Raw genomic sequence first — 23,406 nt, 5'->3', positions numbered from 1 at the left:
CTTCAAGCCTTCCCGGCCTCCCAGCCGAGGATCGCGCGCTTGCGCGTCAGGCCCCAGTGATAGCCGGTGAGATCGCCGGTCTTGCCGAGCGCACGGTGGCAGGGGACGACGAAGGAGATCGGGTTGCGCCCGACCGCGGCGCCGACCGCACGCGAGGCCGTCGGCTGGCCGAGGTTTTCGGCGATCCTGGAATAGGTCGTGGCCTTGCCGAGCGGAATCTGCAGCAGGGTCTGCCATACGCGGATCTGGAAATCCGAACCGATCAGGAAAATCCGGAGCGGCTCTTCCGCGCACCAGCGGTCGGGGTCGAAAATGCGTGCCGCATAGCGCGCCGTCGCCGCGCTGTCCTCGACATAGACGGCGTTCGGCCACCGGGCGGCCATGTCTTCGAAGCTCGCGCGCTCCTCGCCCGAATCGGCGAAGGCAAGGCCGGCGAGGCCGCGGTCGGTCACCATCACCAGGGCCGTGCCGAAGGGCGAGGGGTGAAAGCCGTAGCGGATGGTGAGGCCGGCGCCGCGCGCCTTCCACTCGCCGGGCGACATGGCCTCATGGGTGACGAAAAGATCGTGCAGCCGGCTCGGACCTGACAGACCGACCTCGATGCTGGTCTCGAGCAAGGGCATGTCTTCCTGGCGCAGGAGCCGCTTGGCATGATCGAGGGTGACCGCCTGCAGGAAGGCCTTCGGCGAAAGCCCGGCCCAACGGGTGAAGACTTTCTGGAGCTGCGTCGGCGACTGGCCGAGGCGTCGGGCGAGCGACTCGAGCGAGGGCTGCTCGCGATAGTCTTCGGTCAGCATCGCGATCACACGCCTGACCGTGTCGTAGTCGGTGCCTTCCGGGGTGATGTCGGTGGGAATGGATGTAACGACGTTCATGATCATCTCCTTGTGCCACAGATAATCATGCAGGCGATGCTATAACCACCCGATTCTTGTCGGCCGACCGCTCAGCGCGACCTGGAGGTCGCCAGCGCCCGGGCGAAGGCGACGGCGAAGGTTTCGCGGTCGTCGCGGTTGAGGAAGGAGCCGATATCGGTCTGCCGGCCGCCGCCACTGATCTTCATCGACACGATGCCGATCTCCTGATGACGCTTGATGCTGAAGCGCGCCCAGAAGGTGTTGAAGCGGTGCTCGATCATCCTCCCCGAGGGCGCGAACTTCCTGACCGAGACGTCGGTCCGCGAAACGCTGACCTCCTCGCGGGCCCGCGCAGTGTGGTAGTTGAGCCAGAAGGCACCGAAGAGCAGGATGAAATCGAGGCCGAAGAAAAAGACGACAGGCCAGGCGCCGATGACCAGAAACACGACGATGTGCATCAGGCTCATGACGCCGGCGATCATCAGGAAAATCTTGAGGCCCCTATGTCCCAGCGAGCGGTAGGGGGTGAGTTCGGCCGCAAAGATCGGCTCGTCATCGATGTTTGGCGCGGCGTTGCCTTTGATCATGACCCTTGACTATAGATGCAGCATGAAAAACGTGAAGCTCAAATCGCCACCGAAAGCGCCGAAGCCGGCGAAAGCGACAACGCGCCGCACGGGGCCGCGCAGTGCCTACCGCAGGGCGGAAGTCGAGGAAATCTTCCGCCGATTTTCGGTGCAGCGTCCGGAACCGAAGGGCGAGCTCGAGCACGTCAATCCGTTCACGCTCGTCGTGGCGGTCGCTCTCTCGGCGCAGGCGACGGATGCCGGCGTCAACAAGGCGACCCGGCAGCTCTTCGCTGTCGCCGATACGCCGGAAAAGATGCTGGCGCTCGGCGAGGAACGGGTTCGCGATTATATCAAGACGATCGGCCTCTACCGCAACAAGGCGAAAAACGTCATCGCTCTCTCCGAGAAGCTCATCACCGACTTCGGCGGCGAGGTGCCGCGCACGCGCGAGGAGCTCGTGACGCTGCCCGGCGTCGGGCGAAAGACCGCCAATGTCGTGCTCTCCATGGCCTTTGGTCAGCCGACGATGGCCGTCGACACCCATATCTTCCGCATCGCCAACCGTATCCGTCTTGCCCCGGGCAAGACGCCGGATGAGGTGGAGGCCCACCTCCTGCGGGTGATCCCCGACCACTATCTGCTCCACGCCCATCACTGGCTGATCCTGCACGGCCGCTACGTCTGCAAGGCGCGCCGGCCGGAATGCGAGCGCTGCGTGATAGCGGACCTCTGCAAATCGCCGGAAAAGACCTGCGACATCCCGGCCCCGCTCGTGGAATTGCCGCCGCAGGCGATCTCGCTCGCCGCTCATTGAGCGATCAGGCGATCGATCAGCCTGTCGATGGCGTAGGCATAGTCGGCCCGTGCGGCGCCCGCATCGATCTCGAGCGCAGCGCGGTCGAAGGCGGCCGATAACAGGAATGCCATCGCCTTGACCGTCTTCTCCTCCAGGCGGTGCGGAGTCATGGCGGCAGCGAGGCCTTCCTCCAGCGTTCTGCCGCCATGGGCGGCGTCGAGAGCCGCCATTTCGGTGACGCCCAGCACGGCCGGCCCGTCGAGCAACAGCAGGCGTACCCTGCCCGGAACGGCCATGGCGTCGAAATAGCCCGCCGCTCCTGCGAGGAGTGCCTCGCGGGGTGGGAGGGGAGCACCGGCCAATTGCTCGATCGTCGCCGCGACGTCGCGTGCTTCCCGTTCTACGATCGCCCGAAACAGCGCCTTCTTGTCCTCGAAGTGGTGATAGAGCGCGCCGCGCGTGAGCCCGGCTGCGGCAACGATGTCCGGCGTCGCCGTTTCGGCGTAGCCTCTGGAGACGAAGAGCGCCCGTGCGGCATCCAGGATCGCCGTGCGGGTGGCATCGGAGCGCTCCCGGTTGGAGCGTCTTGGTTCTTTCTGTTGCATACATGCAGCCTGTATGTTATTGAACGGATACATGCAGACTGTATGTTATCGAAAAACGGAGGGAAAGATGAAATCGACAAGCTATTATCCGGTGATCATGACGCAGGACGTTCGGCAGACGGCGGATTTCTACGTCAGGCATCTAGGCTTCGAGGCGCTTTTCGTGAGCGATTGGTACATGCACCTTCAGTCGACCGAAAACGAACATGTGACGCTCGCGGTGCTCGATTACCGTCATGAGACGGTGCCCGAACGGCACCGGGCGCCGGTGCAGGGCCTGCTCCTGAATTTCGAGGTGGAAGATCCCGATCGGCTCTATGCCACGATGCGTGACGCGGGCCTGCCCATCCTCAAGCCGATCTGCGACGAAGACTTCGGCCAGCGTCATTTCATCACGGCCGATCCGAACGGCGTGATGATCGACATCATTAAACCGATCCCGCCAAGCGCCGAGTTCGCCGCCGCCTATGACGCAAAGGCGCTGCCGACGTGATCGTCGGCATCTCCGAATTCCGCCGCATGCGGGAGCCTTCCCGCATTTGAAGAAGCGCATAACGCTGTTGCGTCTTCCAAATGGCCGGAAAACCGCTATTAACGAACACCGGTCACCAAGGAAACCCGGACGGAGTTCATGGCAAAATACGACGTTCTGACGATCGGCAACGCGATCGTCGATATCATTGCGCGCTGCGATGACAGCTTTCTCGAAGAAAACGGCATCATCAAGGGCGCGATGAACCTCATCAATGCCGATCGTGCCGAACTGCTCTATTCGAGAATGGGACCGGCGGTCGAAGCCTCCGGCGGCAGCGCCGGCAATACGGCGGCTGGCGTCGCGAGCCTCGGCGGCCGCGCCGCCTATTTCGGCAAGGTCGCCGACGACCAGCTCGGCGAAATCTTCACCCATGATATTCGCGCACAGGGCGTCCATTTTCAGACGAAGCCGCTCGACGGCCACCCCCCGACGGCCCGCTCGATGATTTTCGTGACCGAGGACGGCGAGCGCTCGATGAACACCTATCTCGGCGCCTGCGTCGAGCTCGGCCCGGAGGACGTCGAGGACGACGTCGTCGCCCAGTCGAAGGTCACCTATTTCGAAGGCTATCTGTGGGACCCGCCACGTGCCAAGGATGCGATCCGCGAAGCGGCGCGCATCGCCCACGCCCATGGGCGGGAAACGGCGATGACGCTGTCCGACAGTTTCTGCGTGCATCGCTACCGCAGCGAGTTTCTCGAACTCATGCGCTCGGGCACGGTCGATATCGTTTTCGCCAACCGGCAGGAGGCGCTCGCGCTTTACGAGACCGAGGACTTCGATCGCGCGCTCGAGCTGCTGGCCAAGGACTGCAAGCTTGCGGCGGTCACGCTGAGCGAGGAAGGCTCCGTCGTCGTGCGCGGCACTGAGCGCGTACGCGTCGGCGCGAGCGTTCTGGAGCAGGTGGTCGACACCACCGGCGCCGGCGATCTCTATGCCGCCGGCTTCCTCTTCGGCTATACCAGCGGCCGCTCGCTCGACGAGTGCAGCAGGCTCGGCAATCTGGCAGCCGGTATCGTCATAGGCCAGATCGGCCCGCGGCCGCTGGTCTCGCTTGCAACCGCTGCCCGGCAGGCCGCTCTCGTCTGAGGCGCCCGTCCGAGCGGCCAATCGAAAGCGCGCGTTCATGCTCATCATCTTGGGAGGCTTGCCCGGATCCGGGAAGACGACGATTGCTCGCGCTTTGGCGAAGCGATTGCGCGCGGTGCATGTGCGCGTCGATACGATCGAGCAATGCATCCGGGTTTCGGGCGGTCCGGGCTCCGACGTCGGGGCCGCAGGATATGTAGCGGCCTACGGGGTGGCTGAAGACAACCTCACGCTCGGCCACACCGTCATCGCGGATTCCGTCAATGGCCTGGGTGTGACGCGGGAGGCCTGGCTCGCCGTGGCAGACCGATCGGCGGCACGGGCGGTCGAGGTGGAGGTCGTCTGCTCGGACAAGGGGGAACATCGCCGGCGCGCGGAAACCCGGCTTTCCGACGTACCGGGTCTGACGAAACCAAGCTGGGAAGAGATTATCGATCGCGTTTACGAAGATTGGGGATCGCGACCCCTCGTCATCGACACCGCGAAGAAGAGCCCCGACGAGCTCGTCGCCGATCTCATTTCGAAGCTCGAACGCCAGAAACCGGGGAGCTGACGCCCTCCCGCACCGCTTACTTGAAGGCCTCGCCGGGATAGGCGCCCCAGATCTCGCTCTGGGCGATCCAGCCTTCGACCCCTTGCGTGTCGGCATGGCACCAGTCGCCGTTGCATTCGCCGATGTGCAGCATGACGCCTGGTTCGACGCGCGCGACGATCGGCGCCGTGCTCTGCGGATCGCGCCGCATGTTGACGAAAACTCCCTCTCCCTTGCTGCGCATCCACGGGGCGGCCAGCGCCGTGCGGTCGCCGGAGAGAAGCGCCTGGTTGACCCAGCCCTCGGTTCCGTCGGCGTCGCGGATACGGCGCCAGTTGTCATATTCCTGGATGATCTCGACCGGCACGCCGGATTTGAGATAGCGGAACGCCACGGCATAGTCGACGCTCGGGCCGATTCTCAAGTTCACGCTTTTCGCCTTCAGGCTGACGAAGCGGGGGAGGGGAAGGCCGCTCGGCCCCTTCGCCGCCTGCGCCTGGGCGGTGCCTGCCGTCAAGACCGCTCCGAGCAAGGCTGCCATCGTGAGGGTGGAAACTCGTGAAATGAAGTGACGCATGACGAAGCTCATCTTCCGAAGGTAAGCAGGGCTTGGCGCAAGCCCTTGCGGTGCTGACCGGCCAGGCGCTCGCAGATTCCCGCACTTTTCAAATCCCCGCACGGGGCGGCGAGTTTCAATTGTGTTCCCCACCGGGTCTGGTAGAAATTGCGGCTGTAGGGAGAACTATCACCCGACTTGGTTAAGGACCCGTCAACGAGGGCGCCGCTCACAGCAATGACAAGCAAGAAAAAGCCAACGGTCTACATCACCCGCAAACTGCCGGATGTCGTCGAAACCAGGATGCGTGAGCTCTTCGACGCGGAGCTGAACATCGATGACACGCCGCGCAGCCAGCCGGAGCTGGTCGCCGCGGTCAAACGGGCCGACGTGCTCGTGCCGACGGTGACGGACCGGATCGATGCGGCTCTGATCGAGCAGGCCGGGCCGCAGCTGAAGCTCATTGCCGCCTTCTCGAACGGCGTCGACAACATCGATGTGGATGCGGCCGCGCGCAAAGGCATAACCGTCACCAACACGCCGAACGTCCTGACGGAGGACACGGCCGACATGACCATGGCGCTGATCCTCGCGGTGCCGCGCCGGCTCGCCGAAGGTGCGCAGGTGCTGACCGACCGCAAGGGGGAGTGGGCAGGCTGGTCTCCCACCTGGATGCTGGGGCGGCGCATTGCCGGGAAACGCATCGGCATTGTCGGCATGGGGAGAATCGGCACCGCCGTCGCCCGCCGTGCCAAGGCCTTCGGGCTTTCGATCCACTATCACAATCGCCACCGCGTCAAACCGGAAACCGAGGAGATGCTGGAAGCGACCTATTGGGACAGCCTCGACCAGATGCTCGCCCGCGTCGACATCGTCTCCGTCAACTGCCCGTCGACCCCGGCGACCTATCATCTGCTCTCGGCCCGGCGGCTGGCGCTGATGCGGCCCGACAGCTACATCGTCAACACCGCGCGCGGCGGCATCATCGACGAGGCGGCGCTGATCAAGAGCCTCCGCGAGGGCAAGATCGCCGGCGCCGGGCTCGACGTGTTCGAGAACGAGCCGTCCGTCAATCCGAAGCTCATCAAGCTCGCCGGCGAGGGAAAGGTCGTTCTCCTGCCGCATATGAGCTCGGCGACGCTGGAAGGCCGTATCGACATGGGCGAGAAGGTGGTGATCAACATCCGCACCTTCTTCGACGGCCATCGCCCGCCGGACCGGGTCCTTCCGGGGCGGGATTGAAACACCACCACTTTGGCAAAAGCCGCGGCGCTATCCGCCGAGGGGCCGCATCCTCTCTACCCTCGTCCCTGTGCTCGTCACCGGGCCGAGAGCAGCGCCGCGTCTGCGGCGCGGGAAGCGTTCTTTCAGCCCAAGGACCTGGTCTGGCTGGATCCCTGTGACGAGCAAAGGGAGGAGGGATCAAACAAGCGGCGCCGGGTATTCCAGATCCCAACAGGCCTTAATGCGCCTCGTCCCAGTTGTGTGCCGCGCGCGCATCGACCTTGAGGGGCACCCTCATGTCGAGCGCGGGCATCGCGGCGTTCTCCATCACCGAGATGATGACCGGAATGGTGCGCTCGATCTCGCCATCCTCCACCTCGAAGATCAGCTCGTCATGCACCTGAAGCAGCATTCGCGCGGAGAGCTTTGCCGCTTCGAGCGCCGGCTCCATCTTGACCATCGCGCGGCGGATGATGTCGGCGGCCGAGCCCTGGATCGGGGCGTTGATCGAAGCACGCTCGTTGAAGGCACGCATCGACGGATTGGACGAGCGGATGTCCGGGTAGTGGGCCCGGCGTCCGAAGATCGTCTCGACATAGCCGTTCTCGCGGGCAAAGGCCTTGGTGTTCTCCATATAGTCGCGAATGCCGGGGAAGCGTTCGAAATAGCGTTTGATGTAGTCACCCGCCTCCGAACGCTCGATCGAAAGCTGGTTGGCTAGTCCGAAGGCGGAGATGCCGTAGATGATGCCGAAATTGATCGCCTTGGCGCGGCGGCGGATCTCGCTCGGCATGCCGTCCACCGGCACGCCGAACATTTCGGAAGCTGTCATCGCATGGATGTCGACGCCATCGGCGAAAGCCTGGCGCAGCTGCGGGATATCGGCCACATGGGCGAGCACTCTCAGCTCGATCTGGCTATAGTCGGCCGAGACCAGCTTGTGTCCCGGCGCCGCCACGAAGGCCGTGCGGATCTTGCGGCCTTCGCCGGTCCTGATCGGAATGTTCTGCAGGTTCGGATCGGAGGAGGAAAGCCGCCCGGTCGCCGTCGCAGCCATTGCAAAACAGGTGTGGACGCGCCTCGTTTCCGGATGCACGAAGCCGGGCAGGGCGTCGGTATAGGTCGATTTCAACTTGGTCAGCTGCCGCCAGTCGACGATCTTGCGAGGCAGGTCGTGCCCGGCGGCCGCGAGGTCTTCGAGCACCTGCGCGGAGGTCGACCATTGCCCGGTCTTGGTTTTGGAGCCGCCCGGAAGGCCCATCTTGCCGAAGAGAATGTCGCCGAGCTGCTTCGGCGAGCCGATGGTGAATGTCTCGCCGGCGAGGCGATAGATCTCGTCTTCGAGCGCCGCCGCCCCCTGTGCCAGCTCGCCGGAAAGGCGTGACAGGATTTGCCGGTCGATGGTTATGCCGCGTTCCTCCATCCCGGCAAGGACAGAAATCAGCGGTCGCTCCAGTCGCTCGTAGACGCGCGTCAACCCCTTGGCGGCGAGCCGGGGCTTCAGCACATGCCAAAGCCTTAGCGCGATATCCGCATCCTCGGCCGCATAGGTCGTCGCCTTGTCGATGTCGACGAAGTCGAAGGTGAGTGAAGACCGGCCGGTGCCGGTGACGTCCTTATAGGCGATCGGCTTGTGGCCGAGCCACCGCTCGGCAAGCGAATCCATGCTGTGGGCGCCGTTGCCGGCATCGAGCACATAGGACATCAGCATCGTGTCGTCGAAGCTTCGCATGGTGATGCCGTGCCGCTTCATCACGAGGTAGCCGTATTTCAGGTTCTGCCCGACCTTCAGGACGGACGGGTCCTCCAGCAGGTCCTTTATCCGGCTAAGGGCTTCACGGACCGGTGCCTGGCTGTCGACGGGTCCACCCCCCAGGAGGTCGCTGACGCCGCTCTTGTGCGCGAGCGGCACATAGGCCGCCCTGATCCTGGAGCCCGAAGGGTTGTTCGCGTAATCGGCGACCGCGAGCGAAAAGCCGACGAGGTCGGCGCGCATGGCGTCGGGCGACGTCGCCTGGGTGTCGAAGCCGACGAGCCCCGCCTCGCGGGCGTCGGCGATCCAACGCTCGAGCGTATCGAGATCGCGGATGGTGAGATATCCGGAATGATCGAAGGCGGCTTTGCCGAAATAGGACGCACGCGCCTCGGCGAGGCCCGCGGGCGTCGCGCCGGTCGTATCGGCATCCTGGCCGGAGGAGAGGAAGGAGACAGCCGCCCTGGCCGCATTTCCCCTGGGCGGCGTCGCGCTCGATGATTGCGGCGACGGCAACGGGCCGCCGGCCTCGCCGACGTCCAGATCCGGCCCATGCGCCTGCGCGCCCCATTCGACCGGCACATGAGCCGGTTCGATCGCTTCCGCATCCGTGTCGGTCGCCGCTGCGACGCGGCGCGTGAGCGTGGTGAATTCCATCGCCTTCAGGAATGCGATGAGCTTCGGGCCGTCCTGCGAATCGAGCCTGAAGTCCTCGGGCAGAACGTCGAGCGGCGTGTCCTTCTTCAACGTCACGAGCTCACGCGAAAGGCGCGCCAGATCGGCATTGGCGATGATGGACTCGCGCCGCTTCTGCTGTTTGATCTCGCCAGCCCGTTCGAGCAGCGTGTCCAGATCGCCATATTCTTCGAGGAGCTGGGCTGCCGTCTTCGGCCCGATCCCGGGGATGCCCGGCACGTTGTCGGTCGAATCGCCGGTCATGGCCTGGAGATCGATCATCTTTTCCGGGGGCACGCCCCACTTTTCGATCACGTCCGGAACGGTGATCTGCTTGTCCTTCATGCTGTCGTACATCGACACTTTCGGCGTGACGAGCTGCATGAGGTCCTTGTCGGAGGAAACGATGGTCACGTCGGCGCCCGCCTCCTCGGCAAGCCGCGCATAGGTCGCGATGAGGTCGTCGGCCTCGTAGCCCTCCTTCTCGATGCAGGGCAGGTTGAAAGCGCGGGTGGCGTGGCGGATGAGCCCGAACTGCGGAATCAGATCCTCCGGCGGCGCCGTACGGTTGGCCTTGTACTGGTCGTAGAGCCCGTTGCGGAAGGTCTTCGAGGAATAGTCGAAGATCACGGCCAAATGCGTCGGCGTCACGCCCACCGAGGTGTCGCGCGCGTCGGTCAAAAGCTTCCAGAGCATGTTGCAGAATCCCGCAACCGCATTGACGGGAAGCCCGTCCGACTTGCGGTTGAGCGGCGGGATGGCGTGGAACGCCCGGAAGATGAAGCCCGAGCCGTCGACGAGGAAGAGATGATCACCGTTTTTCATGCGGCCATGGATAGCGCGAGGCAGGGGAAAGGTCCATTGCGCTTTTCCGGCGCTACCCCATTTAAGTGGAGCGACAAAGGCCTGCCGGAACCCTGATATTCCGGTGCCGAACACTCACGCAAACGTTACGCATTTGTAATGCGCGATTCAGTCTCCCTATCCTTGAAATGCCACATTTGACTCCACAAATCATGTCGAGCGGCAATCATTCAATGCCGTGAGTCTGGTGATTGGCCTGTCCCCCGCCCGCACCAGATGAGGACAAAGGCCTCATCCCCCTCTCCGGGCCTTTGTCCCGCTTTCAAAGAGCCGCCACGGCGCAGCCTCCGCGCCGTGGCGGTTTTTTGTTGCCTATGCCCGTCAGTCGAAAGCGTATCGCCACACAGTCTCAAATCCCCGTGAAGTCGGCGCGGGTTCGGCTTCATTGCAGGCATTGTAACTTGTCTTCGCGCTCCTTCCCGCGTAGGCATAGACATGGCCTTCAATCGTATGGAATCTGCGACTTACCTGGCCAGCTTGTTGGCGAGGGGTTTCTCGCGCGCCCTGCAGGAGCGCGGTCAGAAACTCGGCTTTGCCCCCGGGCAATTCCCGGTCCTCCTGGAATTATGGTCCGAGGAAGGGCTGACTCAGAGACAGCTTCTCGACCGGCTCGACATCGAGCAGGCAACCATGGCCAATACGCTCGCCCGAATGGAGCGAGACGGCCTCATCGTCCGCCGCAAGCATCCGAACGACAAGCGTTCGCAGCAGATATTCCTGACCGAACGAGCCCGCAAGATGGAGGCCGCTGCGAAGGAGGCTGCTGCTGCAGCGGAGCAGTCGCTGCTTTCCGGCTTTCGCCGCTTCGAGAAAGAACTGATGCTCGAATATATGCGCATGGCGCTGGCGAATACGGCGCGCCACGGCGACGCCTCCTGATTTCACCCGACAATTTATCGTTGCATCAAAAGTTTTCGCTTAAAGCCGCCGGGTTTCGATTCTAGTTTCGCCGCGAAACCCAAAAAGGATTCGCATGATGGCAGATATCACCCCGGTTCTCGAGCGCGCCGACGCAAATCTCCCGCAAAGCCTCGAGCGGCTCTTCGACCTCGTCCGCATCAAGTCCATTTCCACCGATCCCGCCTTCAAGGAGGAGTGCCGCAAGGCTGCGGAGTGGCTGGTGGCGGAACTCGGAGCGATCGGCTTCGAAGCCTCGGTACGCGACACGCCCGGCCATCCGATGGTCGTCGCCCATCACGCTGCCGAGAAGGCGGACGCTCCGCACCTGCTCTTCTACGGCCATTACGATGTGCAGCCGGTCGATCCCCTGAACCTCTGGGAGACCCCGCCCTTCGAGCCCTCCGTCAAGGAGGTCGAGCCCGGCCGCAAAATCATCACCGGCCGGGGTACGGCCGACGACAAGGGCCAGTTGATGACCTTCGTCGAGGCAGTGCGCGCCTATAAGGAGACCCGTGGCGGCTTGCCCTGCCGCATCACCATTCTCTTCGAGGGCGAAGAGGAATCCGGCTCTCCGTCGCTCAAGCCCTTCCTCGAAGCCAATGCCGGTGAACTCAAGGCCGACTACGCTCTTGTCTGCGATACCAGCATGTGGGACCGGGACACGCCCGCGATTTCGGCCGGCTTGCGGGGCCTCGTCGGCGAGGAGGTCGTCGTCAAGGCGGCGGACCGCGACCTGCACTCCGGTTATTTCGGTGGCGCGGCGGCGAACCCGATCCATATCCTGGCCGAGATTCTCGCCGGCCTTCACGACGAGACCGGCCGCGTGACGCTCGACGATTTCTACGAAGGCGTCGAGGAGACGCCGGCCGAGATCAAGGCTGGCTGGGAAACGCTCGGACAGACCGCCGAGAAATTCCTCGGCGAGATCGGCCTCTCTATCCCCTCCGGCGAAAGGGGCCGCTCCGTGCTCGAACTCACCTGGGCACGGCCGACGGCGGAGATCAACGGCATCACCGGGGGCTATACCGGCGAAGGATTCAAGACGGTGATCGCTGCAGAAGCCTCCGCCAAGGTTTCGTTCCGCCTGGTCGGCAAGCAGGACCCGGCAAAGATCCGCGAGAGCTTCCGCGCCTATGCGCGCTCGAAAATTCCGGCGGACTGCTCCGTCGAATTTCATGCGCATGGCGGTTCGCCGGCTATTCATCTTCCCTATGATTCGGCGCTGCTGAGCACGGCTAAGGCGGCACTTTCGGATGAATGGCCGAAGCCCGCCGTGGTCATCGGCATGGGCGGCTCCATACCGATCGTCGGCGATTTCCAGCGGATGCTCGGCATGGAATCGCTGCTGGTCGGGTTCGGTCTTTCCGACGACCGCATCCACTCGCCCAATGAGAAATACGAGCTCGCGTCCTTCCACAAGGGCATCCGCTCGTGGGTTCGCATTCTCGACGCACTCGGCACGCGGTAAAGCTTTGCGGGCGGGGGGCTATGGTGAACACCGTTCGGCCATTGTCCACCGCCTTCGGCCATGAATGACAAATCGCATCCGCTTGACGGATATCAAGTCGACTTTGCTTGACCTGCCTGCCTTGGGATGCTTCCCTTTTTGAAAACAAACCAAAGTGGGAAATGAGCTGTTGGCAAGTGCAAGGATCGGGACGCGTCGTCCCGAGCATGTTTCTTTCGTTACGCAGAATGGGCATCGCCACCTCGGCAGCACCGCGAAGCGCTTGGCGTGCCTTCAACCGGCCGCTGCTGATGGGCACCCGCATCGCCGCGACGCTTCGCTCGTGAATCGATTTCCGCCGGAAAATCACGCAGAAGCCCCGGCATGAAACGGCTCAAGGCATATTTCTGGCCCGTTGTGGGGCTTGCGGCGATCTTGGTTTCGGTGCGCGCGCTCGTCGATGAACTGCGCGGCCTGTCTCTCAACGAGTTCCTGGCGAGCTTCCAGGCCATTTCGCTCGAAAGCTGGCTGCTCGCCATCGGTTCGACGTTTGTCGCCTATGCGGCGCTTGCCGCCTATGACCGGCTGGCGCTCGATCATCTCGGCCACCGCATCTCGCTGTGGTTCATCACCCTCTGCTCGTTCACCACCTATGCGCTTTCGCACAATCTCGGCGCCTCGGTTTTTTCCGGCGCGGTGGTGCGCTATCGAGCGTATCGGTCGAAAGGCCTGACGCCGGGAGAGGTGGGCGTGCTCGTCGCCTTCTGCTCCTTCACCTTCACGCTCGGCACGCTGATGCTCTCGGCCATCGTGCTGCTCCTGAGGCCGAATATCATCGAGAGATTTTCGGAGTTCCTGCCCATCGAAATGTCGTTGACGACGGGCGGCCTCATTCTCGCGCTCATCGCGCTCTACGTCCTCGGCAGCCTGGTCGGCATGCGGCCGCTGCGCACGCGCTGGTTCCAGCTGCATTACCCGCGACCCTCCATCGTGCTGAGGCAATTGATCATCGCCCCCGTCGAGCTTCTGGGCGCGGCCGGCATCATCTATTTCGCGCTGCCCGAAGCCGGCAATCCCGGCTATCTGGTCATTCTGGGCATCTTCCTCGCGTCCTTCTCCGCCGCGCTGCTCTCCCATGCGCCGGGCGGCATCGGTGTGCTTGAATTCTTCTTCATCGCGGCGCTTCCGGAAATGGACCCGGCCGACGTTCTGGCTGCGCTTGCCATTTTTCGGCTGCTCTACCTCCTCGTCCCCTTCGTGCTGGCGCTCGTCGTCATCCTCGTTTTCGAGCATTCCCGCTTTCTGGCCGAGCGTGCCGCGAAGGAGCCGTAGAGTTTCGCTGGAGCACTTCCAGGAAAAGTGTGGAACGGTTTTCCGTCCGGACCTCAGGGGGCGTTGCAGGTGGCGGGGATCGCCTTCTCGATGGGGCCTTCCGCTTCGTCGAGCCGGGCCGTCTCGATCTGATAGGGCGTGAAGGGCGGCACCTGCAGCGACGGATTGATGATCCTCGTCACGTAACAGCCGGAGAAAAAGCGGGTCTGTCCGCCTTCTTCGATGGATTTGATCGCGACCGGAACGGCCGAATAGATGCTGCCGGCAGCGCCCTCCGTGACGACCTTGCCGAACTTCGCTTCCACCGACACCGTCTTGGCGTAACCGTCGGCGAAGGCCTTGAACTCGCCGACGGGTTTCGACGCTCCGAAGTAGCCGTAGGCTCTGGCATATTCCTTCCGGTTGATCGCGTTGTAGAGCGAGCGGACGAGCGCCGCGCCGTCGGAGCGGTCGTCGACATAGGGAAATTCCTCCTGTGCCCTGGCCCCGATCCCCTGCGTGGCAAGGGCGGCAAGGGCGATCAGCACGGTGCAGCGAACCCTCATTCTCTCTCCTTTCGAACGGATGAGCCGGCCGGCCGAGAAGCCGGCGCGCTCGCGAGTGTCCGGTACGATCCCGACGATTTTGAGTCGAAGGAGAGGCTTACCGGGGCGGCAGACCGGCCTTTCGGCGGCCGACGACATGCTCGCGCCAGATGGTGAAGATGCCGGCGGCGACCACCAGCACCGAGCCGATAATCATGTTCGTCGTCAGCGTCTCGCCGAAGATGGTCACGCCCATGACGGAGGCGAAGACGAGCTGCAGGTAGGTAAGCGGCTGAACCGCGGCGGCATCGAGCATGTCGTAGGCGCGGATCAGAAAATAGTGGCTCGACGTGCCGGTGATGCAGAGCAGCACCATCCAGATCCAGTCCGCCCCGGAAAGCGTCGCCCAGAAGAAGGGCCCGACGAGACTGATCGCGAAGGCGCCGACGATGCCGGTATAAAAGAAGCTGGTCATCGCCGAATCGTCGCGACTGGCAAGCCTGGTGGTGATGACATAGAAGGCGAACATCACGGCTGCGGCCAGCGGCAGCAGAAAGTTCACGTCGAACGACCCGTCTTCCGGCCGCAGGATCAGAAGAACGCCGATGAGTCCGACGGCAATCGCCGACCAGCGCCGCCACCCGACCCGTTCGCCGAGCAGAGGCATCGACAGGAGCGCCACGAAGAGCGGAGTGGCCGCGAGGATCGCCTGCGAATGCGCCAGCCCGACGATGGTGAAGGACGTGATCACCACGACGATCTGCACGGGCAACAGGACGCCCCGCAGGAGCTGAATGAGCGGCTTTCTCGTCACCGCGGTCGCGGCAAATCCGCCCGGTGCCCGCGCCGCGATCACCGCAGCGAAGCCGGCAAATGCCCAGTAGCGGATCATTGCCACGAAGACCGGCGGGTAGATGGCGCCCAGATGCTTGGAGATGCCGTCCTGAATCGAGAAGATGACGATCGCCAGAAGGGCGAAGACGTAACCGTTTGCCTTGGATCTCATGGGGTGGTGATACACGCGCTTTGCGGCCGCAGCCACGAGTTTTTCGCCCTGTGCATCTGGCCGGATCCGAAGCGCGTCGCGCGAATGCGATGCGCTTTCAGGTATCGCCAGATACAGAAAGACCCCGAGCCGGGAGGAGGTGGCTCGGGGTCTTAAACTTGATCGGTTCTGGGAGGAGGAGTGAACCGACCGAATGCCGGGCGCCGTGGGAGGAGGTACAGCGCTTCGACAAGGAGGAGAATAGATTATTTTCGCTGAGGTAATAGTGCGAATGTTGCATTGCAGCATTGCGCCGGATGCAAGGCGGCGTTCAGCCTTCCAAGGGTGTGGAACCAGGAGGCCGGGGCCGATGCAAGGTTTTGAACAATCTGCCTTTTTCGCAAGAGAGCTCTTAACTCCCCCTTAAATTGCCGCATTTAAAGTACAACGCATCGGGACCAGCGGACGGGGTGGAGCCTACCGCACGACAACGGCACGGCCGGGATCGCCTGGGGGCGATGGGCACCGGTCCGGCCCCCAAAGGGGATATTTCCTTCCGGCATGGCGAGCGGCAAATCAGGACAGCGGATCGAGCCTTCCTTCGGCAGTAGCGACGACGGCGGCGACCTGCGCGTCGACGCGAGCGACCGCGTCTCGGGCGGCGGCGGCAAGCCGAAGCGCGCCAAGTCGCCCGAACGCGGCGCCAGGCGAGAAAAGCCCGGCAGGCGCGCCGGCGGGCGCGGCTCCGGAAGAAGCGGCTCCGGCGGCGGGTTCTTCGGCCTCGTGCGGCGGCTCGCCTATTGGTGCATCGTGCTCGGCATATGGGGCGCGATCGGCGTCGGCGGCCTCGTGCTCTATTACGGGGCGCGCATGCCGAGCGCCACGAGCTGGTCGATCCCCGAACGGCCGCCCAACGTCAAGATTCTCGCGGCGAATGGCGACATCATCGCCAACAGGGGCGCGACCGGCGGCGAGGCGGTCGCTCTCGAAGACATGTCGCCCTATATCCCGCAGGCGGTGATCGCCATCGAGGATCGCCGCTTCTATTCGCATTTCGGAGTCGATCCGCTGGGGCTGGCGCGCGCCATGCTCACGAACGTCATGAGCGGCCGCATGGTCCAGGGCGGCTCCACGCTCACCCAGCAGCTTGCCAAGAACCTGTTTCTCTCGCCGGAGCGGACGTTGGAGCGCAAGGTGCAGGAGGTGCTGCTCGCCTTTTGGCTGGAGCAGAAATACACCAAGGACCAGATCCTGGCGATGTATCTCAACCGCGTCTTCTTCGGGTCGAACGCCTATGGCGTCGAGGCGGCCTCCCGGCGTTACTTCAACAAGTCGGCGCGCGACGTCAATCTCGGCGAAGCGGCGCTGCTCGCAGGCCTTCTGAAGGCTCCCTCACGGCTGTCGCCGGCCCGAGACCCCGAAGCGGCGGAGGAGCGCGCACAGCTCGTGCTCGGCGCAATGCGCGAGGAAGGCTTCATCAGCGACTCCGAGATCAAGACGGCGATGTCGCAGGCGCCGACACGGGCAAAGAGCTTCTGGTCCGGCGCCGAGCACTATGTCGCCGACATGGTGATGGACCAGCTCCCCGGCATGATCGGCGAAGTCACGCAAGACCTCGTCATCGATACGACCATCGACCTTGCGCTCGAGAAGAAGGCGGAGGAGGTGCTCGCCGAGAAGCTCGAGGCCGAGGGCGGCAAGCTCAACGCCTCCCAGGCGGCGCTCGTCTCGATCGACGGCACAGGCGCCATCCGCGCGCTCGTCGGCGGCAGGGACTATGCCGAAAGCCAGTTCGACCGCGCCTCCAAGGCGAAGCGCCAGCCTGGCTCGGCCTTCAAGCCCTTCGTCTACGCGGCGGCGCTCGAGATCGGCCGCACGCCGATGTCCGTGCGCAACGACGCGCCGGTCCGGATCGGCAACTGGACACCTGAAAACTATGATCAGAAATACCGCGGCGAGGTGACGCTCGCCGATGCGCTCGCCAATTCGCTGAACACCATCGCCGCCCAGCTCGTCATGGAGGTGGGGCCGCAGAACGTGGTCAAGCTCGCGCACCGGCTGGGCATAGATTCCGAGATGCAGGCCAATGCATCGATCGCGCTCGGCACGTCGGAAGTGACGCTGGTGGAGCTGACGTCCTCCTATGCGCCTTTCATGAATGGCGGCTTCAAGGCGACGCCGCACGTCATCCGGCGCATCTCCGCCGCCGACGGCACCGTGCTTTACGAAAACACCTACGACAACCCGCCGCGGGTGCTCGATCCGGCGATCGTCAGCGAGATGAACCGGATGTTGGTGCGCGTGCTGACGGATGGCACCGGCAAAAATGCGCGCCTGCCGGGTTGGGAGGCGGCCGGGAAGACCGGAACGACGCAGTCCTTCCGCGACGCGCTGTTCGTCGGCTACACCTCCAACCTCGCGACCGGCATCTGGTTCGGCAACGACGACGGAAAATTCATGAAGAAGGTCACCGGCGGCGGCCTTCCCGCCAAGGCCTGGCACGATTTCATGGTTGCGGCGCATGAGGGTCTTTCGCCGTCGCCGCTCTTCGGCACGACGGGCGTGCAGCCGGTCTTCGACGAGGGCGGCATCGCTGCTGCCGGCGAAATGCCGGCCGAGGGTTTCGGCACGGGTAATCCCGACGTCTTTCCCGAGCGCCCGGCAGGCATGGACGGCGTCGAAAGCATGGACGGCATGGCCGCGGTCGATCAGGTCCGGCCTGCAGAACAGGCCGGAGGACCAGTCCCGCCGGCCGGCGTCGGAGAGACCACCGGTGGGACCCGCCGAACGACGCTGTTCGACCTGCTGACCGGCGGTTGAACCAGCGGCAGCGGGCCCCGTCGGGTGTTTGTGGATGACGGCTTGCATTTGCCGTCGTTCCCCCCGCAGAATGCCTTGCAGTCCGAAACGCCGGTCCTTATATACGCCGCATCGATGCAGCCGCGGCTGCGATGAAAGACAAAGACCATCCCGTTAGGGGCTGTCCCACGAATGCCTGACCGGGTTCCGACAGTCCGCTGCAAGGAGAGAACGACATGGCTAAAGTTATTGGTATTGACCTGGGAACGACCAACTCCTGCGTCTCCGTCATGGACGGCAAGGACGCGAAGGTGATCGAGAATGCGGAGGGCGCGCGTACGACCCCCTCCATGGTGGCATTCACCGAAGACGGCGAACGTCTCGTCGGCCAGCCGGCCAAGCGCCAGGCGGTGACCAATCCCGAAAACACGCTTTTTGCGATCAAGCGCCTGATCGGCCGCACCTTCGAGGATCCCACCACCCAGAAGGATAAGGGGATGGTCCCCTACAAGATCGTCAAGGCAGACAATGGCGACGCCTGGGTCGAAGCCCACGGCACCAGCTACTCTCCGTCGCAGATCTCCGCGATGATCCTTCAGAAGATGAAGGAAACGGCCGAGTCCTATCTCGGTGAAAAGGTCGAAAAGGCCGTCATCACCGTTCCGGCCTACTTCAACGACGCACAGCGCCAGGCCACGAAGGATGCCGGCAAGATCGCCGGTCTCGACGTGCTGCGCATCATCAACGAGCCGACCGCAGCGGCCCTTGCCTACGGCCTCGACAAGAAGGAAGGCAAGACGATCGCCGTCTACGATCTTGGCGGCGGCACGTTCGACATCTCGGTCCTGGAAATCGGCGACGGCGTCTTCGAAGTGAAGTCGACCAACGGCGACACCTTCCTTGGCGGTGAAGACTTCGACATGCGCCTCGTCGAATATCTTGCCTCCGAGTTCAAGAAGGAGCAGGGCATCGACCTCAAGAACGACAAGCTCGCGCTGCAGCGCCTGAAGGAAGCTGCCGAAAAGGCGAAGATCGAACTCTCGTCCTCGCAGCAGACCGAAATCAACCTGCCGTTCATCACGGCGGACGCTTCCGGTCCGAAGCACCTGACGATGAAGCTGTCCCGCGCCAAATTCGAGAGCCTGGTCGAAGACCTGATCCAGAAGACCATCGCGCCCTGCAAGGCCGCGCTTAAGGATGCCGGCGTTTCGGCTGCCGAGATCGACGAAGTCGTTCTCGTCGGCGGCATGACCCGCATGCCGAAGGTTCAGGAAACGGTGAAGCAGCTTTTCGGCAAGGAGCCGCACAAGGGTGTCAACCCGGATGAAGTGGTTGCCATGGGCGCCGCGATCCAGGCCGGCGTTCTGCAGGGCGACGTCAAGGACGTGCTGCTGCTGGACGTCACCCCGCTCTCGCTCGGTATCGAAACGCTCGGCGGCGTCTTCACCCGCCTGATCGAGCGCAACACGACGATCCCGACGAAGAAGAGCCAGGTCTTCTCGACGGCCGACGACAACCAGTCCGCCGTGACGATTCGCGTCTCGCAGGGCGAGCGTGAAATGGCGGCCGACAACAAGCTGCTCGGCCAGTTCGATCTCGTCGGCATTCCGCCGGCACCGCGCGGCGTGCCGCAAATCGAGGTCACGTTCGACATCGATGCGAACGGCATCGTCCAGGTGTCCGCCAAGGACAAGGGCACGGGCAAGGAGCACCAGATCCGCATCCAGGCCTCGGGTGGTCTTTCCGACGCCGAGATCGAGAAGATGGTCAAGGATGCCGAAGCCAATGCGGAAGCCGACAAGAAGCGCCGCGAAGGCGTAGAGGCCAAGAACCAGGCCGAAAGCCTGATCCATTCTTCGGAGAAGTCGCTCCAGGAGCATGGCGACAAGGTTTCCGAGACGGACCGCAAGGCGATCGAGGATGCGATCGCAGCGCTCAAGAGCTCCGTCGAAGCTTCCGAGCCGGACGCCGAGGACATCAAGGCCAAGACCAATACCCTCATGGAAGTCTCCATGAAGCTCGGTCAGGCGATCTATGAGGCTCAGCAGACGGACGCCGCCCATGCGGATGCCGCCGCCGACGCCAAGCGCTCCGGCGATGACGTGGTCGACGCCGACTACGAGGAAGTCAAGGACGAAGACGACCGTAAGCGGTCGGCCTGACGGCTTCGCCTTTCGATGAACGGGCCCGGGAGCAATCCCGGGCTTTTTCATAGATGGTTCATGGGCTGCAGCCCCAGGCGTGGAAGCGAACCGACCCTGCGCAGGAAAGTGGCTGCGAAACCGCCGTTTTCCGACAAAAAACGGCTTCCGCCCCGACTTGGCTATGGTATCGCGCTTAAAGGTTTACTAAATCCTGTGGCAAGATAATCAGGCAGCCGTCGGATCCTTCGCGCTGGCAAGCCCTGTCGCTGATAACAGGACGATCTTTGAAGCATGAAACGTGATCTTTACGAAACGCTTGGCGTTCAAAAAAACGCGGACGAAAAGGAGCTGAAGAGCGCCTTTCGCAAGCTCGCGATGAAATATCACCCGGACAGGAATCCCGGCGACCAGGAATCGGAAAAGTCCTTCAAGGAAATCAACGAAGCCTATGAGACGCTGAAGGACCCGCAGAAACGGGCAGCCTATGACCGCTACGGCCATGCGGCCTTCGAGCAGGGCGGCATGGGCGGAGGCTTCGGCAACGGCTTCGCCGGCGGCGGAGCGCACGGCTTCTCCGATATTTTCGAGGACATCTTCGGCGAGATGATGGGTGGCCGTCAGCGCCGCTCGTCCGGCGGACGCGAGCGCGGCGCGGACCTGCGCTACAACATGGAGATTTCGCTCGAGGAGGCCTATTCCGGCAAGACGGCGCAGATCCGCGTGCCGACGTCGATCACCTGCGACGTCTGCACCGGCACGGGCGCCAAGCCCGGTACCAGCCCGAAGACCTGCGGCACCTGTCAGGGTACCGGCCGCGTCCGCGCGGCCCAGGGCTTCTTCTCGATCGAGCGGACCTGCCCGACCTGCGGCGGCCGCGGCCAGACGATCGCCGACCCTTGCACCAAATGCCACGGCCAGGGCCGCGTCGTGGAGGAGCGGACGCTCTCGGTCAACATTCCGGCCGGTATCGAGGACGGCACGCGCATCCGGCTTTCCGGCGAGGGCGAGGCCGGCCTTCGCGGCGGCCCGGCGGGCGACCTCTACATCTTCCTCTCGGTCAAGCCGCATGAGTTCTATCAGCGCGACGGCGCGGATCTCTATTGCGCCGTGCCGATCTCCATGACGACGGCGGCGCTCGGCGGCAAGTTCGACGTCACCACGCTCGACGGTACCAAATCGCGCGTCACCGTGCCGGAAGGCACGCAGGCCGGCAAGCAGTTCCGCCTCAAGGGCAAGGGCATGCCGGTGCTGCGCTCCAGCCAGACGGGCGATCTCTATATCCAGATTCAAATCGAGACGCCGCAGAAGCTCACCAAGCGCCAACGCGAGTTGCTGCAGGAATTCGAGCAGATCTCGTCCAAGGAGAACAATCCCGAATCGACGGGCTTCTTCTCCCGAATGAAGGACTTCTTCGATACGCTGAGCGATTGAGGTAACGTCTCGGATGTTGCGCCTTCCCCTGTGCGGCCGCCTGGGGAAGGGGCCCGGGCCTGCGCGGCTTGTCCCTTCTCCGGTGAAACCGGCAGAAGGTGGCGGCAGCCGGAGGAGGGCCCGTTCGGCGGTCCCCCGGCATGGCACCATCCACCTATATTGCAGCTGAAACCAGTTGCCAAAGGCCGGCGGCGATGAGCAGCGTGCCCGCAATACGGGAGAGGAGGCGGCCCGGGAAGAACACCTTCTCCGCCAGCACGAAGATGGCGATTGCCGCAATCCAGAGCACATTCATGATGCCGCCGACGAAAAGAAGCGTCATCAGCGCCCAGCAGCAGCCGATGCAATAGAGCCCATGGCGCAAGCCCAGTCCGACGGCTCCCGCGGGGTCGCGGCGAAAGCCGCCGTGGCGCTGCAGGAACACGATTGGCGCCTGACATTGGCTGAGGCAGGCATCCTTGAGCGGCGTCCATTGGTAAAGACCCGCGACGATCAACACGGCACCGCTGAAGATGCGACTGGCGCTTGCCAGCGCCGTCGACAGCAGGGTTCCCTCCATGAGCCATTGCCCAAGCGTCGCGGCAAGCGCAAATCCCACCCAGGCAAGGAGATAGCCGCCGGCGAAAAAACCGGTCGCCGCAAAGGGCTTGCCCTCTTTCCGGCTTTGCCGGCCGACCCGGGCATAGAGCAGGATCATCGGCGTTGCCGAAGGCAGCATCATGCCGACCATCATCACGACCCACATGGTCAGGGTGACGCCGGCCTCTACGGAACTCCAGGGACGCGGTGAAATGCCGAGGACGGTGCCGAGCGACAGGGCGGCGCCGGCGTCCATCTCCATGCCGTCCATCTCCATGGCAGGGTCCATCCGCATGTCCGCTCCCATGCCGGGACCGGACATGCTCATGCCATCAATGTTCATGGCTGCTGCCAGCCAAAGAGTGTATGTCCAGGCGATCACCGTCAATGCGGCGAGCGACGCTGCCACGATGACGCGATCCCGTCTGAGCAGGCTTTCAAGCGCGGTGTCGGCCGGCATGACGTCAGTGAACCACGCCGCTTCCGGTCATGTGCAGATTGGCGAAGTGGGCGTGCGAATCCGCGAGCGAAACCGCCAGCGGCCCGCTCGTCTCGGCCCAGCCGCGCCCCACCTCGCAGCGGTCGTATTCGAAGCCGTGCGGAAGGTTGATGCGGGCGTGGTGCTCCTCACCGGTCACCGGATTGACGATCGGCTCGCCGCGAGCCTCCATCCATCCCGGAATGTTAACGCGCGCCGAGCGCCTTTCGACGTCGATCTCGAAATCGATCGGCGCGAAAACCGGTTCGTGGAAGGTCTCGAAAGTCGTCGCGAACACCTGGAAGAAGGTGGCGCCGGGCTCGGTGTCCTGGCCGCTCATGATCCGTAGCAGCGCCTCCCGCTGCTTGTCGGAGGCACGCTCGTCGATGATCGGAACCACCGCGCCCCTGCCCTCGTGAATGGCACCGGGCCAGGATACGATCATGCCGCACCTCAAGCCGTCGAGCCGGGTGTCGCCATGGTGTCCCTCGTCGATATCGACGACCCCGATCGCGCGGCAATTCCCCTCTGTAGGCAGTGCGTTGAACTGGCACGGGCAGCCATAGGCGCAGTTGCAATGGATGAATTCGCGGCCCTTGATCGTCCACTCGACGTCCGTCATCGTTTCCTCCCCAGATACGATGGAAGTTTCACTCTCCTCCGAATGCAATGCTATTAGATAGCGGGAATATACTCCCCGCCGACGGCAATGCCAACGGGGTGCCTCGCGAA

Annotated in this window: 20 protein-coding genes; 11 read left to right on the top strand and 9 right to left on the bottom strand. The window is 63.6% G+C overall.

Annotated features, from left to right (window positions below):
* Positions 1-2: 2 nt before the first annotated feature.
* Entirely contained in the window at positions 3-875 is an 873-nt protein-coding gene (locus AC6CIG_RS13760; RefSeq protein ID WP_018093795.1) for a methylated-DNA--[protein]-cysteine S-methyltransferase, read from the bottom strand.
* A 71-nt stretch (positions 876-946) separates the two neighbouring features.
* Complete coding sequence (locus AC6CIG_RS13755; RefSeq protein WP_437408047.1) at positions 947-1,444, bottom strand: DUF2244 domain-containing protein; 498 nt, start codon at positions 1,442-1,444, stop codon at positions 947-949.
* 22 nt (positions 1,445-1,466) lie between these two features.
* On the opposite strand from AC6CIG_RS13755, the gene nth reads away from it, so the two are divergent.
* Positions 1,467-2,240, top strand: coding sequence for an endonuclease III (gene nth / locus AC6CIG_RS13750; protein WP_437408046.1), 774 nt, complete (start codon positions 1,467-1,469; stop codon positions 2,238-2,240).
* Here the strand turns inward: nth and AC6CIG_RS13745 are convergent.
* Positions 2,234-2,827: a TetR family transcriptional regulator gene (locus tag AC6CIG_RS13745; RefSeq protein WP_437408045.1), complete on the bottom strand. Its 594-nt coding sequence runs from the start codon at positions 2,825-2,827 to the stop codon at positions 2,234-2,236. The two genes, nth and AC6CIG_RS13745, sit on opposite strands and share 7 nt — an antisense overlap.
* Before the next feature lie 67 nt (positions 2,828-2,894).
* Here AC6CIG_RS13745 and AC6CIG_RS13740 point away from each other — a divergent pair, with 67 nt between their 5' ends.
* The 3 genes from AC6CIG_RS13740 to AC6CIG_RS13730 all read left to right on the top strand — a co-directional run bounded on the left by AC6CIG_RS13740 (position 2,895) and on the right by AC6CIG_RS13730 (position 5,004).
* On the top strand, positions 2,895-3,320 hold the full coding sequence (locus AC6CIG_RS13740; RefSeq protein WP_018093799.1) for a VOC family protein: 426 nt from the start codon (positions 2,895-2,897) through the stop codon (positions 3,318-3,320).
* A gap of 138 nt (positions 3,321-3,458) precedes the next feature.
* Positions 3,459-4,451 carry an adenosine kinase gene (locus AC6CIG_RS13735; RefSeq protein WP_437408044.1) on the top strand — a complete coding sequence of 331 codons (993 nt, stop codon included), beginning with the start codon at positions 3,459-3,461 and terminating at the stop codon, positions 4,449-4,451.
* 37 nt (positions 4,452-4,488) lie between these two features.
* Positions 4,489-5,004: a P-loop nucleotide/nucleoside kinase family protein gene (locus tag AC6CIG_RS13730; RefSeq protein WP_437408043.1), complete on the top strand. Its 516-nt coding sequence runs from the start codon at positions 4,489-4,491 to the stop codon at positions 5,002-5,004.
* Between the two features lie 16 nt (positions 5,005-5,020).
* On the opposite strand, the gene AC6CIG_RS13725 is transcribed toward AC6CIG_RS13730, so the two are convergent.
* Positions 5,021-5,524 carry an SH3 domain-containing protein gene (locus tag AC6CIG_RS13725; RefSeq protein ID WP_050563083.1) on the bottom strand — a complete coding sequence of 168 codons (504 nt, stop codon included), beginning with the start codon at positions 5,522-5,524 and terminating at the stop codon, positions 5,021-5,023.
* 252 nt (positions 5,525-5,776) lie between these two features.
* Here AC6CIG_RS13725 and AC6CIG_RS13720 point away from each other — a divergent pair, with 252 nt between their 5' ends.
* Entirely contained in the window at positions 5,777-6,781 is a 1,005-nt protein-coding gene (locus tag AC6CIG_RS13720; RefSeq protein WP_003531928.1) for a 2-hydroxyacid dehydrogenase, read from the top strand.
* Between the two features lie 220 nt (positions 6,782-7,001).
* Here AC6CIG_RS13720 and polA read toward each other — a convergent pair whose 3' ends face one another.
* Complete coding sequence (polA, locus tag AC6CIG_RS13715; RefSeq protein WP_437408042.1) at positions 7,002-10,016, bottom strand: DNA polymerase I; 3,015 nt, start codon at positions 10,014-10,016, stop codon at positions 7,002-7,004.
* A gap of 474 nt (positions 10,017-10,490) precedes the next feature.
* On the opposite strand from polA, the gene AC6CIG_RS13710 reads away from it, so the two are divergent.
* The 3 genes from AC6CIG_RS13710 to AC6CIG_RS13700 all read left to right on the top strand — a co-directional run bounded on the left by AC6CIG_RS13710 (position 10,491) and on the right by AC6CIG_RS13700 (position 13,734).
* Positions 10,491-10,934 (top strand): MarR family winged helix-turn-helix transcriptional regulator, encoded by a 444-nt coding sequence (locus AC6CIG_RS13710; protein ID WP_018093804.1) that lies wholly within the window; start codon positions 10,491-10,493, stop codon positions 10,932-10,934.
* 94 nt (positions 10,935-11,028) lie between these two features.
* Positions 11,029-12,423 carry a M20/M25/M40 family metallo-hydrolase gene (locus AC6CIG_RS13705; RefSeq protein ID WP_498322821.1) on the top strand — a complete coding sequence of 465 codons (1,395 nt, stop codon included), beginning with the start codon at positions 11,029-11,031 and terminating at the stop codon, positions 12,421-12,423.
* A gap of 363 nt (positions 12,424-12,786) precedes the next feature.
* Positions 12,787-13,734 (top strand): lysylphosphatidylglycerol synthase transmembrane domain-containing protein, encoded by a 948-nt coding sequence (locus AC6CIG_RS13700; RefSeq protein WP_018093807.1) that lies wholly within the window; start codon positions 12,787-12,789, stop codon positions 13,732-13,734.
* A 53-nt stretch (positions 13,735-13,787) separates the two neighbouring features.
* Here the strand turns inward: AC6CIG_RS13700 and AC6CIG_RS13695 are convergent, their stop codons facing one another.
* Together AC6CIG_RS13695 and AC6CIG_RS13690 are read right to left on the bottom strand one after the other, a co-directional pair.
* Positions 13,788-14,279, bottom strand: a complete 492-nt coding sequence (locus AC6CIG_RS13695) for a hypothetical protein (RefSeq protein WP_437411860.1) — start codon at positions 14,277-14,279, stop codon at positions 13,788-13,790.
* A 97-nt stretch (positions 14,280-14,376) separates the two neighbouring features.
* The gene (locus AC6CIG_RS13690) at positions 14,377-15,300 is read right to left on the bottom strand and encodes a DMT family transporter (RefSeq protein ID WP_275597004.1); all 924 of its coding nucleotides are present in this window, start codon (positions 15,298-15,300) and stop codon (positions 14,377-14,379) included.
* Between the two features lie 504 nt (positions 15,301-15,804).
* On the opposite strand from AC6CIG_RS13690, the gene AC6CIG_RS13685 reads away from it, so the two are divergent.
* The 3 genes from AC6CIG_RS13685 (at position 15,805) to dnaJ (ending at position 21,617) form a co-directional block, all read left to right on the top strand.
* Entirely contained in the window at positions 15,805-18,063 is a 2,259-nt protein-coding gene (locus AC6CIG_RS13685) for a transglycosylase domain-containing protein (RefSeq protein WP_437408038.1), read from the top strand.
* 215 nt (positions 18,064-18,278) lie between these two features.
* Positions 18,279-20,204, top strand: coding sequence for a molecular chaperone DnaK (dnaK, locus tag AC6CIG_RS13680; protein ID WP_018093811.1), 1,926 nt, complete (start codon positions 18,279-18,281; stop codon positions 20,202-20,204).
* A 273-nt stretch (positions 20,205-20,477) separates the two neighbouring features.
* Positions 20,478-21,617, top strand: coding sequence for a molecular chaperone DnaJ (dnaJ, locus tag AC6CIG_RS13675; protein WP_018093812.1), 1,140 nt, complete (start codon positions 20,478-20,480; stop codon positions 21,615-21,617).
* 154 nt (positions 21,618-21,771) lie between these two features.
* On the opposite strand, the gene AC6CIG_RS13670 is transcribed toward dnaJ, so the two are convergent.
* Complete coding sequence (locus tag AC6CIG_RS13670) at positions 21,772-22,656, bottom strand: copper chaperone (RefSeq protein ID WP_437408037.1); 885 nt, start codon at positions 22,654-22,656, stop codon at positions 21,772-21,774.
* A gap of 4 nt (positions 22,657-22,660) precedes the next feature.
* On the bottom strand, positions 22,661-23,296 hold the full coding sequence (locus tag AC6CIG_RS13665; protein WP_437408036.1) for a DUF1326 domain-containing protein: 636 nt from the start codon (positions 23,294-23,296) through the stop codon (positions 22,661-22,663).
* Positions 23,297-23,406 lie beyond the last annotated feature (110 nt).

Source organism: Sinorhizobium sp. GQ132 (assembly GCF_059758575.1).
Note: the sequence above shows the minus strand (reverse complement) of the source record. Positions and strands in the feature narration are given on the sequence as shown.

Excerpts from the sequence above, each read along its gene's own strand:
- AC6CIG_RS13760 (WP_018093795.1), bottom strand. The coding sequence starts at position 875 with ATGAACGTCGTTACATCCATTCCCACCGACATCACCCCGGAAGGCACC.
- AC6CIG_RS13755 (WP_437408047.1), bottom strand. The coding sequence starts at position 1,444 with ATGATCAAAGGCAACGCCGCGCCAAACATCGATGACGAGCCGATCTTT.
- nth (WP_437408046.1), top strand. The coding sequence starts at position 1,467 with ATGAAAAACGTGAAGCTCAAATCGCCACCGAAAGCGCCGAAGCCGGCG.
- AC6CIG_RS13745 (WP_437408045.1), bottom strand. The coding sequence starts at position 2,827 with ATGCAACAGAAAGAACCAAGACGCTCCAACCGGGAGCGCTCCGATGCC.
- AC6CIG_RS13740 (WP_018093799.1), top strand. The coding sequence starts at position 2,895 with ATGAAATCGACAAGCTATTATCCGGTGATCATGACGCAGGACGTTCGG.
- AC6CIG_RS13735 (WP_437408044.1), top strand. The coding sequence starts at position 3,459 with ATGGCAAAATACGACGTTCTGACGATCGGCAACGCGATCGTCGATATC.
- AC6CIG_RS13730 (WP_437408043.1), top strand. The coding sequence starts at position 4,489 with ATGCTCATCATCTTGGGAGGCTTGCCCGGATCCGGGAAGACGACGATT.
- AC6CIG_RS13725 (WP_050563083.1), bottom strand. The coding sequence starts at position 5,524 with ATGGCAGCCTTGCTCGGAGCGGTCTTGACGGCAGGCACCGCCCAGGCG.
- AC6CIG_RS13720 (WP_003531928.1), top strand. The coding sequence starts at position 5,777 with ATGACAAGCAAGAAAAAGCCAACGGTCTACATCACCCGCAAACTGCCG.
- polA (WP_437408042.1), bottom strand. The coding sequence starts at position 10,016 with ATGAAAAACGGTGATCATCTCTTCCTCGTCGACGGCTCGGGCTTCATC.
- AC6CIG_RS13710 (WP_018093804.1), top strand. The coding sequence starts at position 10,491 with ATGGCCTTCAATCGTATGGAATCTGCGACTTACCTGGCCAGCTTGTTG.
- AC6CIG_RS13705 (WP_498322821.1), top strand. The coding sequence starts at position 11,029 with ATGATGGCAGATATCACCCCGGTTCTCGAGCGCGCCGACGCAAATCTC.
- AC6CIG_RS13700 (WP_018093807.1), top strand. The coding sequence starts at position 12,787 with ATGAAACGGCTCAAGGCATATTTCTGGCCCGTTGTGGGGCTTGCGGCG.
- AC6CIG_RS13695 (WP_437411860.1), bottom strand. The coding sequence starts at position 14,279 with ATGAGGGTTCGCTGCACCGTGCTGATCGCCCTTGCCGCCCTTGCCACG.
- AC6CIG_RS13685 (WP_437408038.1), top strand. The coding sequence starts at position 15,805 with ATGGCGAGCGGCAAATCAGGACAGCGGATCGAGCCTTCCTTCGGCAGT.
- dnaK (WP_018093811.1), top strand. The coding sequence starts at position 18,279 with ATGGCTAAAGTTATTGGTATTGACCTGGGAACGACCAACTCCTGCGTC.
- dnaJ (WP_018093812.1), top strand. The coding sequence starts at position 20,478 with ATGAAACGTGATCTTTACGAAACGCTTGGCGTTCAAAAAAACGCGGAC.
- AC6CIG_RS13670 (WP_437408037.1), bottom strand. The coding sequence starts at position 22,656 with ATGCCGGCCGACACCGCGCTTGAAAGCCTGCTCAGACGGGATCGCGTC.
- AC6CIG_RS13665 (WP_437408036.1), bottom strand. The coding sequence starts at position 23,296 with ATGACGGACGTCGAGTGGACGATCAAGGGCCGCGAATTCATCCATTGC.